Here is a 16,807-nt window from a genome sequence, read left to right as displayed (position 1 = left end):
GACAAGGGACCTGTCCCCGTGTCTCCCTCACTCCACCACCCGCGGCCCCACCACATGCAGCACAATATCCGCTGTAAAATGAGCGATCATGGCAAATTCAAGTCCCATAAAGACAAAGAGTGCCCCGAACACGAGGCCACCTATTCCGTTGATGACCAGCATACTGAGGAATAGGCCCAGTGTCATCTCAAAATTAGATGCCGCCACGCCATAATGCATGATTCCGAATACTAGGGAGGCAATGACGATGGCCGTCCATTTCTTCGCTTTCGTTGCCGTTCCTTTGAATAGTTTCATCTGAAGCCAAATCAGCCCCGTGACCAGGAAGAGACGGAAAATCGACTCTTCATTCACGGCTGCACCGAATGACCCCAATGTACCGAGCCACCATGCGGGTTCATTGAGTGACGAATTGTCCACTCCGAGTGGCTTCGATACAATCAAGCTGAAGATGCTGATGGCCACACCTGCAAGTACCCCGTAAATGACGGATTGCATGATTGGTTTCTTGAATAAACGGAGCGGTTTTTTTTCGTTGAAAAAGGCTTCGATGATCGGTGCCTTGAGCTTCACCTTCTTTGCGAGCCATAAAGCGATGAATAGCAGGATTCCCGCTTCCAGCAGCACCTGAATGACGTAAAACAGAGTGAAGGACAGCTTGCTTAGTCCCATGACTTCATGAAGGTTCTCCCGCTCCATCGCATAGGGGGAAATCGCCAAAGCTCCCAGTATGTTCAGGACAAGTAAGGTAAAATAGACCTTCCAGTTGATAAAATTCGGTCTTTTCCCCTCATAAGCGGCAGCAACCAATCGATCACCTTCCGTGTCTTCACTTTCATCATAGCTGTCCACCTTTTCCCTAAGATCCATGATGAACTGTTCCGGGTTGTCCATCGATATCAAAGCTTTCTTTACTATTTTTTTCTGGCCGAAATATCCTCTGGCGTAAATGGGTTCCTTGAAGGTGACTTCATATTTCAGTTCATCCATCATGCCGAATACACGGGTGAACGCCCTTGGAAGCATGCTGACATGGTAGGCATTTTTCTCGTGGATGAGGCCACCACCCTTGCTATACTGCGTCCTTGCCGGTTGGATGGTGTCGACATCCCTGATATGAAAGGTCAGTGACCTTCTTACCCCGATGTTCATGACAACTTTGTTCCCTTTCAGGATGATCGGCGAGTTCCTGACTAAGTTGTAGTCCCCCAGCATGTAGAGGATGCTGTAGACATGCAGCACAACCAGGATATTTGCCCTGAGGGGATCGATTTCTTTTAAGTAGATATGAAAGACAATACCTTCAATCACCTGTTCATGAAGGAGCGCGATGAACAGCCAGAAATAATTCGATCCTTTGTGATAATAATAGCTCTGGATTCCTTTATCATTGCCTTTCTTCCTCTTCCATTTAAACAAGGCATAGAAAAGAATGATCCACTCTTTTTTCAGGATGGTCATGAACGGGTTGCTGTCCATGTCCCCCCTTCTGTATTTCACAAACAGGATGACGGCACCGACCTCCGCCTGAGTGATGAGTATGATGATTGAGATGATCAACTGAGTATCCATCTGTTTCCCCCTTTAGCTGAATCGCTTCATCTGAAACCAATAAATGAGGTATTGAACGACGCCCATTCCGATTAATAGAATGATAGGGACATAAGGAATGTGATGTAAATAAGCCGTCAGCGCTATGCCGATCGGAATCGCGAAAGCAAAGAAGATATACACCTTTCTCGTCGCCTTGAACGTCAGCCACTGCATCCCCTCATCTTCTTCCCGCAGTTCCATCGGGATCACGCTCGGCTTGATCCGATTCTCCGGATGCCGTCTGTTATAGACAGGAATGATCGCCATCAAGATGAGGATCGGAATCCCGAGCACCATCGAATCAATCACCAGCCAATCCGGGATGTGGGCCGCATAATGATCTCCCAACATGATGATCCCAAGACCGATGATGAGAACGGCATTGAACAGTGGTGACTGAAATATCTTCATTAACATGAACCTCTCTCCTCTTCCAAGCGAAATATCTCTTCCACCGGCACATTAAAAGCGTGTGCGATCTTCAGAGCCAGCGTGATGGACGGTGCATAATCCCCTTTTTCGATCAATCCGATCGTCTGTCTGGTAACGCCTATACGATTAGCCAGATTCTGCTGGGTAAACCGGAACCTGGTGCGCAATTCTCGAACAGAATTATTCAACATCTACCATTTTTCTCCTTTTATGGATTTATTAACTTAAATGTAAGGTATCCTTTGCATTATGCATAGGATATTTTACTTTATTTGTAAAATGGACATTTGATTGTGGCGGAATTGTTAATGATTTGATTTTGGGTTGACAGGGAGATTTTCTTAATGGGAGGAAATGCTAAGGAGCGATTACTAGTAGGGTGTTATTGTATATTCATGAATGAGTTGGGAATAAAAGACGAATAGTAATCCGTCCGGAAACCACAGGACAAGGGAACTGAAGCCATGGTTTTCACCAACAGGTAATAGTTGTAAATCATCTCCTCATTTTATAGAATAGATATATATTCACCACATACCTTTTATAATAAGTGATTTTAGGTAATCCTTATTCTAAGGGGGTGTAACGATGAAAAAGGGGGATGATCAAGCTATGCCGACACAAACTCCATCCATTGATAAGGAAAAGGAACTTCCCTTTGAGGAGCAGCTCAGACTGTTATCAAAATCCATTGGAACCATTGATTTAGGCGAAGATTCAGATCAAATCTGCCGGGAAGTCAGAGGAAAAGAATGATGACTATTCAATACCTTGAGGAATATTGCATCCCCGGAAAAGATTATTCGGAGGATGCTTTTTTCATGGATACCAATTATCTTATTGCATTTATTGACTCGTCCCACCCCCACCATCTTTCCACCGTCATACATACGATTTATCTACTTCAGCAGAAGGCTAGACTGTATATAAGTGAAACTGTTCTTTCTGAAGCAGTCGATGTATTAGCACGGGGAATATATACAGAAGAACAATTCCATAAGTGGATAAAAAGCGAGGAACATGACCATTGGTTAACTCAACATACAGGGAGTAAGAACGAATATAAAGATAAGAAAGACGAGATTCGCAGCACATTCATTACAAACATCGTGAAAAATCACGAAAAACCAGAACTCTTAAGATACTATAATAAAAAATCGACTGAACGATTAGAAGGCTTGATTCAGTCAAGATTTTTTAAGCTCTCTAACACTACATTTGCATGCCTAGAGACCGGCATGCAGTTCTCAAAGTCCGTTCCCCTTCAGTCTAATGATGCCTTCATCGCTGCTTCTGCAGTAAATCAGTCTGCTAATCTACTAACTTTTGATAGCGATTTCAAGAAGGTTACGATTATCAACCCTGGTTCCGGACGTAAAGTGAAAATCTTCACTTTAATGATGACTAATAACTACTTGTTTAACAAGCGTTCTCATCAACTTATGAACAGACTCGATCAAAGTCTTGGTAAAGTGATTGAACAAGCTGTTGGTGGGTCTGAACAATTTGAAAAGAAGTTTGGACATCCTTAAGGAAAATCCTCTTTTTCCACCCATTAGTTAGGTAATGACCTAAAAAGAGAAGTGAGTCAATCTCTCATGACTCACTTCTCTTCTTTAACCCACCAAGAACACCATAGGACAGGTCACCTGGCTCACATGGCCAAAGTACCTGTCGCGGTGAACGGATTAACACCGCACATACTTCCGCTTAAACCCAATCTTCCCTTTCTCCACTTGCTTCAGAATATCATCGGCAGCCTTCAGTGTGCTGTTCTTTTTCCCTTCCCGTACCATCTCAACAGGTCCGATTTCTTTTGCCGTCTGAAGAGCCAGTTCATGAAGAGGAACATAAGAAACCCCGACTGTCGTGACGAAATTATTCATTGCGGATTTGGTCCGTTCGGGGGCATCGTGGATAGTCTCTTTGACTTTCTCAAGCATCCCTGCAAGCTTCGTTTCCGAAAACTCTTCGTCCTTGCGATTCCCAAGCAGCCAGCAGTAGCAGCTCCACCCCGCGGACATTTTCAGCTCTTCCCCGCTTGCAATCCACTTGTCTGCCACGTCTTGGGCGATATCGGCTTCAGCCAAAGTGACGGCCACCACGTAATCGGACAGCATATAAAAATACGCCCCGTCGATCCAGCGGTCAAAGTCAGCCTCCGTCATGGCTTTCGGATCGGCAATGACACCGGCAAAGTACATGGCGTCGTAATTCCCCGTTGCATATAACTCCTCAGCCAACGCCTGATCCTTTTTGATTTTCCTGGCGATCGGCTTCATTGCACCTGTCGCGACGCCAAAGACCGGCTCCTGGGCACCATTGGATATGTACATTTTCTTCGATCGTTCCTTGCCCAGTGCTTCCAGCTCTTGCATGACCGTTTGTGAATCCATCCTATCCACTTCCTTTATTTTATGGGTTATCCACCTTCGCACAACTACACTTTAATCAAATCGTTTTATGATTTTTTTGCAAAAGACAGCCCTTTTTCTTTAAGGGCCTCATTCAGAATGCGCACTGCTTTCGGTCCTACCCCATGAATCTTCAGAATATCGGATTCCGACACGCTGGTTAATTGCTCAAGGCGATAAAATCCGGCGTTATGAAGCTCACGGTTCGCGGGCTTACTCATCTTAGGCAATTCGCTTTCGGGTGTTGGGTTATTGGTCATGTTCCTGTTCCCCTCTCTTTTCATCTATTTTGCAATACAACTGAATCGATTGCTCCTGTTTAGTATAAGTATTCTCTTTATATATTACTTTTCCTTTATATCACGACACAAAAAAGAGCTGCCACAAGGACAGCTCTTTTTAAGGCTACATTCACTCCAGCGCAGGTGCAGGCTTTCCTGCTTCGATCAACACTTGGTCGCGGCCCAGCATGACGGAAAGGAGAATGGTCAATACCCCTGTTCCGATGAGGAGCCATTCAATGGCGATAATATCTGCCAAGGGTCCGAATATCAGCATGCCAATCGGCATCATCGAGGTGGAGATCATCCCCATGACCCCGAAGACTCTTCCCAAGTAATTCTCTTCGATTTTCTCCTGTAGCAGCACCATTGTCGGTGTATTGAAAATCGGCATGGCCACTCCGAATAAAGCCATGAAGACGAGATAGAACCAAAAGACCGGAACGATGCCAAGGGCGAAGGTGCAGAATCCCATAATCAGACTTGAGAAGGTCATCGTGGCAATCTTATTTTTAAACCCGCCCCAGGAAGCAATGATGGCACCGCCTGCCATCATCCCGATGGAAAAGGCAATTTCGATGGCCGTCAGTCTCCAAATATCGTCTCCGAAGCTCCGGGTGACCTGCAGCGGAGTCAGAAAGGCTGCAGGTGCCATCAGAACAAAGAAGATGGAGAAGAACAGGAAGAACTTCTTCAAGAATCCATGGTTGTTGACATATTGCAAGCCTTGCTTGAAGTCACTGAAATAGCTTGTTGTTTGTATGCCCGCTGCCTTCTCATGCACCGAGATTTTCAAGAAGGCCAGCAGTGTGATGATCGCAATGGCTGCCGTAATGACATCGATGAAGAAGATGATCTCAATTGATGCCATCCCAAGCAATGCCGCACTGACCATTGGGGACACGAACATGATGACAGCCTGGATGCTCCCATTTGCCCCATTCACCTTCGTCAGCTTCTCCTTTGGGACAATCTGCGGCAAAATCGCGCCGACAGCCGGTGTCTGAATCCCGGTTCCAAGGGCCCGGACCGCTGCCATGACAAACAGCAGCCAGATCGAATCGTATCCCATTAAGAAGAGAATCGCGAGAACCAGTGTTGAAGTCGCGATCAATCCATCCGATAACACAATCAACAGCTTCCGGTTATAGCGATCCGCCCAGACACCCGCAACCGGGGACAGGAGGAAGGTCGGAATAAATCCGCAAATGATGAACAACGTCATCATCAACCCGGACTCCGTCTCTAACGTGATATGCCACATGATCGCGTATTGCACCAAAGACGATCCAAATAGCGAAATCGTCTGACTGCTAAGGAAAAGAATGATATTTCTTATCCAATCTTCCTTCTGATTTTGATTTACTATGTTCATTTCCCACCAACTCATTTCTATTATATTTTATATAAAAATAAGCCTTGCCTACTTGTTATTTTTAAGACACAAAAAAGAGAGGAGACTCCTCCCCTCTTTAAAAATACCGACAAATACAGGTTTTCTTAAAAATAGACAGATCAATCCCATTGCTCTGAACATAGGCAGAGCCTTCAAACGTATTCAATTAACGAGTGAAAAGCGGGAAACGCAATCTGATTGATGCTGTCAACAGGAAAACCTCCATTTCATTTATTAGTAAGATCATCATAGCAAAGGACTACTGCTGGCGCAATCGATTTTTGGGAAACATTCTTGTCTTGTTCTGTTGAATTTTGGTGTTTCAGTAGTTAAAAACAGATGAAAAATACTTAGTTTATCCATTGGACAAACCTAGATTACGTTAAATGTGTACGTTTCTTCACTGCCGCGACCGCCTCAACCTCCACCAACTGATGCCTGTATCCAAGTACCGTTACACCCGACAACGAAATCATCGAAGTGCAAAAAATGTGGTTTCTGGAACTGATGGAATATGACCTTCTCACTGTGTGGAGGTTTTTTTATTAGCTTCTGACTTCCAACACACTAAATCTCCACCGTGTGAGGGATCAGTCCCATTTATCATCCGATCGTGCCTCTGCATACATTTTCCCTTTTTACACATAATAAGAAAAAGCATTGAAGGGGGTTAGGAAGGTGAGAAGTGGCGATGCCAACCATCAAGACTGGGTTGCAGTTCTTTCTGACTCAAATGACTTTATTCATTATCACACTTCCTTAACAGATGGAGAACCCTTTTGGATTTCCTATTATCGTACGCTTATTTCTTCAGATATCTTACATAAAGATGTTCTTCCCTATGTACAGGATCAGAGCTCATTAAAAGAGTTAAAGAGCATCATCCCCATTCAAGAAAGTATTCTGACCAGTGATAAAGATGACATTATCCAGAATCTTATGAATGGGTATATGTCTATTCAATTACATCCCCATGATGAAGAATGTTTATTAGTGAATATTGCAAACAGTAAATTTCGCGATGTAGGAATACCAACATTGGAATCCTCTGCATTGGGTCCACAGGTTGGGTTTATAGAAGAATTAGATACAAATATCAATCTTATCCGCAAAAGATTGCCTATCTCGGAGCTTACCGTCAAGGAAATGAAGGTCGGAAAATTATCGAGAACCAAAGTAGCTGTTTTGTATGTGAACGGAATCGCTGATGAAGAAAATGTAAACACCATAATTCAGAGGATCAATGATATACAATATGATCATATTCAGGACAGTTCCTATGTTTCAGCCATGATTGAGGATAATTCAAATTCTTTGTTTCCACAGTCAATTGCAACGGAAAGAGCAGACAGGGTGGCTGCTGGTCTTACTGAAGGAAAAATAATCATTGCGGTTGACGGATCACCAAACCTGATTATCCTCCCAGTAACTTTTATGGAATCCTTTATTGCAATGGAAGATTATAGTTATTCTTGGATTATTAGCAATTTTTTTCGGTTATTGCGATTTTCCGCCATTTTTATCTCTTCTTTTGTCACTCCGATGTACGTGGCAATCATGACCTATCATTACGAACTGATTCCAGCTCGATTACTTGAGCCGCTTGTAGGGTCAAGGGCAACTGTTCCCTTTCCTCCATTTCTGGAGGCACTGTTTCTAGAGATAATGATTGAAATGGTAAAGGAGGCAGGGATTCGTTTACCACTGAAAATTGGGCAATCACTTGGTGTTGTAGGTGGGATTGTCATTGGGCAAGCCGTTGTGGAAGCCGGATTAACCAGTAATGTATTGTTAATTATCGTGGGACTCGGAACCTTAGCTTCCTACACATCTCCTGTGTATAAGTTTAGTAACACCATCCGTTTTATTAAGTTTCCAGTCATTTTTCTTGCTGCTTGGATGGGCTTATTAGGTGTCTTTCTATGCTTAATCTATACATTGATCCATTTGCTAAGATTGACGTCACTTGGACGACCTTATTTAAGCCAGTATCCGATACGAATCACTTCATTTCAAGATTTGTGGGTAAGACTCCCTTTTTCCATGCAGAAAGATAACCCCAAAAACTTAAGACCACAAAAAAAGAAAAAACTTGTAGACAGCAAGAAAAAACCTGAGCCATTGAATGATTTTTATGAATAAATATTTTTGAATAAACATATAGGGTGATTACTTTTGAAAGTAGATGTAAGGCACCAAGTCTCTCCTTATTTAGTTTTCTTTATCATTTATAATTCCCAGGTAGGTGTTGGAATTTTAAGTTTTCAAAGAACGATTGCAACGAAAGCAGGATATGATGCATGGATTGGTGTCTTAGCCGCAGGGTGCTTGGTCCAGGTTTTCATTTGGGTTATGTATAAACTGCTAGGAAAAGCAGATGGGGATATTATTGACGTACATACTGCTGCCTTCGGTAAGTTTCTTGGGAGATTCTTAAGTTTTTTCATTATCATTTACTACGGTTTAGCCAGCATATCGGTTATGCTTACATTCATCGAAATTATTCAAGTATGGATGTTTCCCATGTTACCATCCTGGGTCATCTCCACCTTGATTCTAATGTTAGTCTATTATTGTATTTCCGGAGGATTTCGCGTCGTTGTAGGCTTGTCTTTCTTGTCTTTTATATTTCCACAAGTATTGATAATGGTATTGTATTTTTTTCCCTTGAAAGTTGCTCAGTTTTCAAACCTGATGCCAATAATGAATCATTCCGTAATGGACATGTTGGACTCCATTAAGAGCTCGATGTACACCATAGCAGGTACAGAGGTGTTATTAATGTTCTATCCATTTATTAGAAAACCTGATAAATCCAAAAAGTTTGCTCATCTTGGTGTCCTTTTTACTACAGCACTCTATACCATTTCTTCTATTGTTTCTTTCACATTTTATAGTGAGGATCAATTAAAGGCCACTATTTGGCCTGAGCTTTCGATTACCAAAATAATAAAGTTCTCTTATTTGGAACGATTTGAATACTTGTATATCTCTATGTATTCAATCATTGTTACGGCATTGATTTCACTTTTGTTATGGTGCTCATGCAGAGGGCTAAAGAAAATTTTCAATATGAAACAGAAATATGCATTACTGGTTCTAAGCTTCATAAGTGTATTGATTTGTCAATTAGCAAACGAGCATGTCAAGAAGATAATTGATACTTCTGTCACTCAAATGAATCTATACATCTTTTACATCTATATCCCTCTGCTCCTGCTTTATTTTACTTTGCTTAAAAGGGGGAATCAAAGTGTTTAATCGTGCTGCCATTTCAATGTTCTTCATTTTACTATTATCAGGTTGTTCCTTACTCCCTACCAATATTGTAAATGAGATCGGGATGATACAAGGCGTGGGCTATGACTTGGCCGACGAAGGAAACATATTGGGAACCATATTATATCCTATTATTAAAAAGAACGAATCCCATACAGAAGTCAGATCCGCCTTGGCACAATCCAGTAAAGAAATGCGGACCAGTATAAATAATGAAACACAACGTCGCTTAGTAAGCGGACAACTCAGGTTTGCTCTTTACGGAAAAGCACTGGCGGAAATTGGGATCAATGATTTTGTCGATACCCTGAACCGTGATCCATCTATCGGAAGTATTGTTCAAATAGCCATTGTTGATGGTAGTGCGAATGAGTTATTAAATTTGAATAAATATAAGAATGAGAATATTTCTATTTTCCTTCAAGAATTACTGGATCAAAATATGGAATCCGGTGAACTCCCCCACACCAATTTACAAACTTTTTTATTTCAATTGTTTCAAATAGGCCAGGACCCTTATTTACCTTTGATCAAAAATGTAAATGGCAAAATCAAAATCACAGGGATAGCCTTTTTTCACTATGATAAATATATTACATCCATACCGATGGAAGAAATAAATATTTTTAAGATGTTAGTTACTAAAAATACAAGTGATGGTCTTCAGGGATATAAGTTTGATAATGGAGATAAGGTGGTTCTCGAAACTCTTAAATCAAATCCAGAATATAAAGTCAATATCGTACACGGTAAACCGGAGTTTATCATTAATATTAAAATGAAAACAAAGCTACAGGAATTTTCTTCTTCAAAGAGAAAAAGGCAGTCTTTTAATAAAAAGAAATATCAAAAAGAGATAGAGCAACAATTAGAAGATAGGGCTGACAAAATCATCACGCAACTAAAAGAACAGAACGTTGATCCACTAGGTTTAGGTGCGAAATATAAGGAACATTATCGCAAATTTAATAAAGAACAATGGGAAACGTATTATCCAAATGTACCTGTTACTGTTAAGGCAGAGTGTGAAATCCAACAAACAGGAACAATAGATTAAAACGTTTATACATGCCTCCGTCAAGAGACTGAGTGAGGAAGGCTCGGCTCCATCTGTGTAATTGGAAAAGGTGCTGACCGAAGTTCCATTGTTGAGGGCACCGACGTCGGTCACAGGAAACTGTTGAGGAAGAACATAAGAGGAGGAGTGTGATCGGTGTGAAAACCTTAAGTATTACCCTATTAATGTTGGGATGTTTATTTGCCTTTTCCCTGGGCCTTGACCTTTTGCAGGGATATAAGATGTCGCTAGCATAGCATAATGCCGTAAGTCCCTTTCGAGTGATGGAATTGTCTGAGTTATTCTGCTCTATTAGCTTCTTTTCCTTATTGTTATTATGTTTTCAAAAAGAGTAAAGCCCAATAGAAGAATGCACAAAAAAGATGAGCCGCTAAAGACTCATCATCATAAAGCATGGTGAACCGGACAACAATCGACCCTTGACTCACTCATTATTCCTTCTCGTCTCAATGGGCACACTGTCTTCTCCACTAAAGGAAAGATAGGCAATGTCTAAAGCCTTTTCCACCTCATTCTTTTCATGATAATAATGAAACAGTTCTTTTTCTGAGCGCTGAATTAAATAGACAAATCCATATTTTCTATAGTAAGGCAAGCCTTCTTCATATAGATAGCGATAGTACTGATCGTGTTGTCCTTTAATTAAATACAATAGGAGATTGAAGAGGATCCTGAATGTATTCTGTTGCAATTCCACCGCTACCGATAATCCTTCTTTGGTCAATTGGATTAATTTTGCCTTTGATAACAGGCCAGCTTCATAAGAACAGCGGATATAGCCTTCAAATGACAATAAGTATTCGCTTGACTTCTTATTTTTCAGACTGCATGATTCTTTATATAGCTCGCTTGCCTTTTGATAATCCTTTCGAACATAATAGAAAAAGGCTAAATTATGTAAAAGCTTGGATTTTCTTCTGATTGCATTGCATATAACGCAGCTTTCAATTAACGTTACATATTGTTTTACTGTTTCGTTGAAATCATGGTGCTGATCAAATTGAAGCTGGATTAGCATAAGCATTTCAGTATCAATGACTTTCAGAAAGTTATTACTCTTTTTGAAATAGTGCAATGCTTTCTCAGCATAATGGTAACACATAATCTGAGAGTTAAGATTATGATAGGAAACGGCCAGATGATAATAATATTCAGGATGATTATATTCATTTTGCTTGATGGTTTTTAATGTATCGATTGCTTTGACATAGTCACTCTTCGCGATGTAGTACATTCCTCGTAATTGTTTAAGCAAGTTCTTTTCGTAATCTGATAAATGAAATTCGATTTTCTGGAGATCATGTATGATGTCCTCTGCTTTATCAAAATGATAATGAATGAGTTCATATCTTATTTTTAACAGTTTGTAAAAATGTTTATAGGTAGAAATATGAATTAACGGAGCATTTTCAAGTTCATTTTTTATGGCTTCTACTTCAGGGAGTGCCTCTTTAATCATAACTTCATGCCAACGGTCAAGAAGGTCTTTGATCTTGTAAAGCTTTCCCAGTTCAATTTCTATATCAATTCCTAAACGGTTGGCAATGTGCTCGATCGTTTCAGTGGAACATTCTGTTAACCCTCGTTCAATTTTACTTAAATGAGTAATCGAACAAATTCCACCTCCAAGCTCTTTTTGTGTTAATTTTGCTTTTTCACGATAAAACTTTATGATCTTCCCCTCAATCATCACAGTCCCCCCATCCCGCCTTTAAAACCATTTATTTAACCACTTGTAAAGCTACTCATTAATCATTATACACGTTTTTTACGATCACATTCGCATGCTTTGATGTTGATTCATAGCTATGTGATTCTACCATTTAGTCATTTCGTATTTTCAACGTCTATATCCATAATTCAATGGAACTTTGATTAGTGGTTTCTTGAAAATAGGGCCCAAAATGGGCCCTATTCATTTGATATTTCTACTAATTTAATAAATCACTTAAACCTACCTCTTTAAGAATATCTTCAAGCGATTTCCCCCCGTGCTTTTCTGTAGGGGATGGGGCATTGTCTACCATTTCATTCACTTTTAAATAGTTGTTCACGACAAATGACATGTCGGTAGCATCAATAGCTCCATCTTGGTTAATATCTGCTTTTAATGGTCTTTCTCCTGGCTTATTGATATGATTTTTCAAGAAAAAAGCATCCTTGATATCAATGACATGATCACCATTAACATCACCAGCTAATTGCAATCCCGGATACATTCTTTCTTTTATTCCCAATACCTCGCCATTAACCACCTCACCTACAGTAACGGTCGTGTGGGATTCAAAGTGTCCTGGTGCTTTCACTACTACCTTATAGGTATCTTCAGAAGCTGGAATACCGTGAATTTCGAATATTGATTTAGATGATTCCACAATCTCACCTTTATATTTAGTTCCATCAGGTGAGATTGCAGTAATTTCGACGCCTTTACCATGTAAATCTACATTTACCCATCCTTCTTCATGAAGGAATGCTTCAGGTCCTAAATATCCCCAGACTACAGATTGTTTAGGCACTATTTCTAACTGATCTGTAATAAAACCTGGAACTTGTACAACTTCCTCTTCCCCCAATTTATGATATTTAGCTTCTGTAAAATTAAATGAAGGAATATAATCATAAAATTCATCATTCGTGACTTTGAAGGTAACATTCAGAATAGGCATATCGCCATCTGCCCCTTCTAATGAATCCCCTTCTAAAAATGCACTAACAGGGATTTGATCCTCCCATAGGTCATGTTTGATTTCGCCAACTTCCACCCTTGTGCTTAATTTCTTTTCTTCTGCGAATTTCTTAAATTCCGGGTTTATTTGTGCATCAACGAACTCATAATATGAATTTTGATAACTAAGTTTAAACTCTCCACCAATGAACTTCTCAACATTTTTCAACGTTAAAGTCACAGTTACTTCATCACCCAAGTACAGTTCGTCCTTATCAAGATCAGCCTTAGCATATTTTTCGCCTTTTTCTATGAAGTAATATTTATGCATACCCTTGCTTTGATCTCCTGCTGTGGCTGCATCAAATCCATAGAAACCAAAGTCAACGTATTGACCGTTAGCTACTTCTTCTGGAGTAACACCGAACTTAAAGCTTCCGTCCGCTTCAGGAGTAAAATAATGAGTAGGGAAGCCCCAGCCCTTACTATCATAGCCCACAACCGTATTCAATCCTTGGTCAACAGGACTTAATTGCCCGTCCCGATTATTTTTTATTTCCTTTAACCCTTTTTCTTTCATAGCATCTACGTTTGAATCGTAGACCTTTCCATTAAACCACGAGACCCCTTGTTCATCATCCTTGTTGTACTCAATTTCATAAACGCCGGGCTCTTTTTCCATTGTTATTTCCGGCACTTGATTATCAATGAATACATAATCTGATGGCTGAAACATTTCACCTTCTTCATTAGTCCCGATGATTTCAAGTTCATATGCTCCATCAGGCGCCAACACCATTTCCTCACTTATTGGGTTTTCTTTGTCCCCTGTAAATGGGTAATATGCTCCACTACCGAAGACAAATGGTACTAAAAAGTCAACACCCAGCTGTTCGTTTAAGAATTCCGTATTAATCCAGCCTAGATAGCCCAGATATTCACCTGTGTCTCCATCTTTTACAACTAAATCCATGGTTTCCATCGGACTTCTCAAACCGACATTTAAGAACGTTGCAGGGACGCTCATATGTGCATGATACATGCTGGCGTCTGAAGCAAACGCAGGTCGATCGACTGAATAATTTATTCCTCTATCAGCCACGATGATGGAGAAAGGGATCTGATATTTCTCATGTTCGTTATCCGCATTTGTGAAATGGATATAGCCTTCATATGTTCCTGCCTCTGCTTCTTTCGGCACTTCGATACTTGGTGTCATTTCAACTTTACTGTTAGCCTCTACAGAGACTTTGTCATTTACAGTAAAGACAATGTCATTCGTTTCTGCATTATTTGCACCTGAAATTTCAGAAGACAATAGTTCTACATTTACATTAAAATCTTTCTTTTCGTCACTATTATTCTTTAATTCTACTGTTCTCCCATCTGCTGTTGATGAATCTTTTTGTTTATAATGATACCCAAAAGCAATGGCTCCTGTGATATCATCAATGACAATTTTATTATAAGATTCATCTAAAGAGATCGTTTCGTCCATTACTTGAAGCTTCACTTCAGAATGAACAGCATTAGTTGGGTCGACTCTGCCGGCACCTACTTCAAATACACTGTAATCTTCACTTAAGTCGTCTGCCGTATTCATTAATGCCGTTTTCACATCAAATGGTGAATATTCAGGATTGTTTTGAAGTATCAGGGCAGCAACACCAGCGGCATATGGCGTGGCCATGGAAGTTCCAGACAATCTTTCATATGCATATTGGTAATTTGATGTATCTTCCTTATCATTTATATAAGCTGGTACGGTCGATAAGATACTAACCCCTGGTGCTGTAATTTCTGGTTTAATATCGTATGTTTTTAAAGCTGGTCCACGAGAACTGAATTCCGCTAATTTATCTCCTTCTGTTTTGATCTCGCTGATTTCCTTAAATGTAAACATTTTCTCTTCGGTTAAAAGATCTTGTAGTCTTTGTCCTTCTTCCTTCGTTAAAGTAAAAGCAGGAATGTAATCAATTCCTTCACCGAAATAGTGTGAAATCTTTCCGTCAACATCATTCCATATGAGGACTGCACTTGCTCCAGCATTCTTTGCGTTTGCAATTTTTTCATTAAATGAGAGTGAACCGCGTTTAATCAACGCTAACTTTCCAGAATAATCTTTCCCGTTAAAATCCTCAGCATAACCTAAACCAGCATCCACAACCTCCAGGGATGTATTTGACAATTCGGTTATATTGTCATCAAAATGCTTGGCCATTAACTGAAGAGCAAATGAATCTTCCCCAAGTTCGCCTTTTGCAGTTGGTATACTGACAGAAACGTCACTTGCTCCCACTGTTATGGCTAATGGTGATGTTCCAGGGGAGCCCACGGTAAAGTCATTCGGACCAGCATTTCCTGCAGCTACCAGCGCTACTGTTCCAGCAATCATCGCATTATTTAACGCAACGGATGTTGGATAAAGAGGATCATTTACTGTAGCTCCCAGTGACAGGTTAATAACATCCATCCCATCTTGTACCGCTTTATCAATACCAGCCAGAACAGAACCTGTAAATCCCGATCCATATGGTCCTAACACACGATAACCGTATAAATCCACCCCGTTCGCAACACCTGTTATGGCATGGCCGGAATCATTTTGACCTTGGCCTGCAATTATCCCAGATACATGCGTACCATGAGATGTATAATATGGAGATCCGTTCCATGTTTCCGGCCATGAAGCAGGATCCAACCCTTTCCACTCTTCATATGTAGCCTCCATTGGATCATCATCATTATCTACAAAGTCATAACCCCCTTTGTAAACTCCCTCTAAATCGGGGTGGTTGTAATCAATACCAGTATCCAGGACTCCTATTTTTATCCCTTTCCCATTGATTCCTTCGTCATGGAGTCCATCAACCCCCAAGAAAGGAATACTATCGTTCATCTGTGGAGAAATCGTTTCTTTTTCTTCTATCGGAAGGTCCAGCTGTATCTCTTGATCGACCCAAACCGCTTTAACATCTGGCAATTCGATGAGCTCCAGTACCTCTTTTGCCGGTACTGTCATTGATACGCCGTTAAACGCGTTTTTAAATTCTCTTGTAATCTTACTCTTGTTTTCAGATTTTACTTTGTTGATTTTTTCCTTGAATTCTTTATGGGACTTGTCCACTTTCTCCTGAGCCTCTTCTAATCGAAGGGTTGAAGCGGATTTGCCTTTTGCTTTCTCTTTTGCGACCTGTACTGCTGCAGGATCTACTTGAAACTGAACGATAATATCCAAGTTTTCTTCATTATTTAGATTGACATCGGATGAAATACGCAATTTGGCGGTTTTATCTGAATACAAGTTAGTAAACTGCAATCTTTGCTGCTCAGTCAGGCCCTTCAATGCAACTTCCACATCCGATATTCCCTTTTGATCATTTGGAGCCTTTTTCAAGTAGTCCAACCCCATAGCCATCGAACTCATTGGAGTCATTAATAAACTAGCACTTAAAGCAGCTGACGCTACTCCCTTTAAAGTAGTAGACTTCACTTAAATTTTCCCCCTTTAGCCTTTTTTCAATCTAAACCGACAATTCACGTTTTTTCTCTTTCAGAATGACAACTCAGTGCAACTAGTAAATTATTACCAATACCTTTCGATAGTCAACTCCTTTTTTTATTCTTTTTAGAATAATCGAACTATTCATTTTGAATGTTAGCATG

Annotated in this window: 13 protein-coding genes and 1 pseudogene; 6 read left to right on the top strand and 8 right to left on the bottom strand. The window is 40.4% G+C overall.

The window, feature by feature from the left end; all coding sequences use genetic code 11:
* Nucleotides 1–27: 27 nt before the first annotated feature.
* From ACFQWC_RS18375 to ACFQWC_RS18365, 3 genes are read right to left on the bottom strand one after another with little or no spacing between them, the layout of a single operon-like run.
* Nucleotides 28–1,572, bottom strand: coding sequence for a CPBP family intramembrane glutamic endopeptidase (locus tag ACFQWC_RS18375; protein ID WP_377108789.1), 1,545 nt, complete (start codon nt 1,570–1,572; stop codon nt 28–30).
* 12 nt (nt 1,573–1,584) lie between these two features.
* Nucleotides 1,585–2,010 (bottom strand): hypothetical protein, encoded by a 426-nt coding sequence (locus ACFQWC_RS18370; protein ID WP_377108788.1) that lies wholly within the window; start codon nt 2,008–2,010, stop codon nt 1,585–1,587.
* Entirely contained in the window at nt 2,004–2,216 is a 213-nt protein-coding gene (locus tag ACFQWC_RS18365; RefSeq protein ID WP_299741903.1) for a helix-turn-helix transcriptional regulator, read from the bottom strand. The genes ACFQWC_RS18370 and ACFQWC_RS18365 overlap by 7 nt, the downstream gene beginning before the upstream one ends.
* Nucleotides 2,217–2,613: 397 nt before the next feature.
* Here ACFQWC_RS18365 and ACFQWC_RS18360 point away from each other — a divergent pair, with 397 nt between their 5' ends.
* Complete coding sequence (locus ACFQWC_RS18360; protein WP_299741900.1) at nt 2,614–2,781, top strand: hypothetical protein; 168 nt, start codon at nt 2,614–2,616, stop codon at nt 2,779–2,781.
* Nucleotides 2,782–2,846: 65 nt separating this feature from the next.
* On the top strand, nt 2,847–3,557 hold the full coding sequence (locus ACFQWC_RS18355; protein WP_299741896.1) for a type II toxin-antitoxin system VapC family toxin: 711 nt from the start codon (nt 2,847–2,849) through the stop codon (nt 3,555–3,557).
* 156 nt (nt 3,558–3,713) lie between these two features.
* On the opposite strand, the gene ACFQWC_RS18350 is transcribed toward ACFQWC_RS18355, so the two are convergent.
* The 3 genes from ACFQWC_RS18350 to ACFQWC_RS18340 all read right to left on the bottom strand — a co-directional run bounded on the left by ACFQWC_RS18350 (nt 3,714) and on the right by ACFQWC_RS18340 (nt 6,095).
* Complete coding sequence (locus ACFQWC_RS18350) at nt 3,714–4,421, bottom strand: DNA alkylation repair protein (RefSeq protein ID WP_341357436.1); 708 nt, start codon at nt 4,419–4,421, stop codon at nt 3,714–3,716.
* Between the two features lie 65 nt (nt 4,422–4,486).
* On the bottom strand, nt 4,487–4,699 hold the full coding sequence (locus ACFQWC_RS18345; RefSeq protein ID WP_341357435.1) for a helix-hairpin-helix domain-containing protein: 213 nt from the start codon (nt 4,697–4,699) through the stop codon (nt 4,487–4,489).
* A 151-nt stretch (nt 4,700–4,850) separates the two neighbouring features.
* Nucleotides 4,851–6,095 (bottom strand): MFS transporter, encoded by a 1,245-nt coding sequence (locus ACFQWC_RS18340; protein ID WP_377108787.1) that lies wholly within the window; start codon nt 6,093–6,095, stop codon nt 4,851–4,853.
* 699 nt (nt 6,096–6,794) lie between these two features.
* On the opposite strand from ACFQWC_RS18340, the gene ACFQWC_RS18335 reads away from it, so the two are divergent.
* The 4 genes and pseudogenes from ACFQWC_RS18335 to ACFQWC_RS23215 all read left to right on the top strand — a co-directional run bounded on the left by ACFQWC_RS18335 (nt 6,795) and on the right by ACFQWC_RS23215 (nt 10,808).
* Entirely contained in the window at nt 6,795–8,258 is a 1,464-nt protein-coding gene (locus ACFQWC_RS18335) for a spore germination protein (protein ID WP_377108786.1), read from the top strand.
* A 33-nt stretch (nt 8,259–8,291) separates the two neighbouring features.
* A complete protein-coding gene (locus ACFQWC_RS18330) occupies nt 8,292–9,377 on the top strand; it encodes a GerAB/ArcD/ProY family transporter (RefSeq protein WP_299741887.1) in 1,086 nt (361 codons plus the stop codon).
* On the top strand, nt 9,370–10,452 hold the full coding sequence (locus ACFQWC_RS18325) for a Ger(x)C family spore germination protein (RefSeq protein ID WP_299741885.1): 1,083 nt from the start codon (nt 9,370–9,372) through the stop codon (nt 10,450–10,452). The genes ACFQWC_RS18330 and ACFQWC_RS18325 overlap by 8 nt, the downstream gene beginning before the upstream one ends.
* 149 nt (nt 10,453–10,601) lie before the next feature.
* Nucleotides 10,602–10,808, top strand: a pseudogene (locus tag ACFQWC_RS23215) (YczF family membrane protein).
* An 89-nt stretch (nt 10,809–10,897) separates the two neighbouring features.
* Here the strand turns inward: ACFQWC_RS23215 and ACFQWC_RS18320 are convergent.
* Entirely contained in the window at nt 10,898–12,163 is a 1,266-nt protein-coding gene (locus tag ACFQWC_RS18320) for a helix-turn-helix domain-containing protein (protein WP_377108785.1), read from the bottom strand.
* Nucleotides 12,164–12,404: 241 nt separating this feature from the next.
* On the bottom strand, nt 12,405–16,634 hold the full coding sequence (locus ACFQWC_RS18315; protein ID WP_377108784.1) for a S8 family serine peptidase: 4,230 nt from the start codon (nt 16,632–16,634) through the stop codon (nt 12,405–12,407).
* Nucleotides 16,635–16,807 lie beyond the last annotated feature (173 nt).

This window comes from Rossellomorea sp. GCM10028870, assembly GCF_042666755.1.
Lineage (GTDB): Bacteria > Bacillota > Bacilli > Bacillales > Bacillaceae_B > Rossellomorea.
This window is presented reverse-complemented; position numbering and strand designations above follow the sequence as displayed.

Excerpts from the sequence above, each read along its gene's own strand:
- ACFQWC_RS18375 (WP_377108789.1), bottom strand. The coding sequence starts at position 1,572 with ATGGATACTCAGTTGATCATCTCAATCATCATACTCATCACTCAGGCG.
- ACFQWC_RS18370 (WP_377108788.1), bottom strand. The coding sequence starts at position 2,010 with ATGTTAATGAAGATATTTCAGTCACCACTGTTCAATGCCGTTCTCATC.
- ACFQWC_RS18365 (WP_299741903.1), bottom strand. The coding sequence starts at position 2,216 with ATGTTGAATAATTCTGTTCGAGAATTGCGCACCAGGTTCCGGTTTACC.
- ACFQWC_RS18360 (WP_299741900.1), top strand. The coding sequence starts at position 2,614 with ATGAAAAAGGGGGATGATCAAGCTATGCCGACACAAACTCCATCCATT.
- ACFQWC_RS18355 (WP_299741896.1), top strand. The coding sequence starts at position 2,847 with ATGGATACCAATTATCTTATTGCATTTATTGACTCGTCCCACCCCCAC.
- ACFQWC_RS18350 (WP_341357436.1), bottom strand. The coding sequence starts at position 4,421 with ATGGATTCACAAACGGTCATGCAAGAGCTGGAAGCACTGGGCAAGGAA.
- ACFQWC_RS18345 (WP_341357435.1), bottom strand. The coding sequence starts at position 4,699 with ATGACCAATAACCCAACACCCGAAAGCGAATTGCCTAAGATGAGTAAG.
- ACFQWC_RS18340 (WP_377108787.1), bottom strand. The coding sequence starts at position 6,095 with ATGAACATAGTAAATCAAAATCAGAAGGAAGATTGGATAAGAAATATC.
- ACFQWC_RS18320 (WP_377108785.1), bottom strand. The coding sequence starts at position 12,163 with ATGATTGAGGGGAAGATCATAAAGTTTTATCGTGAAAAAGCAAAATTA.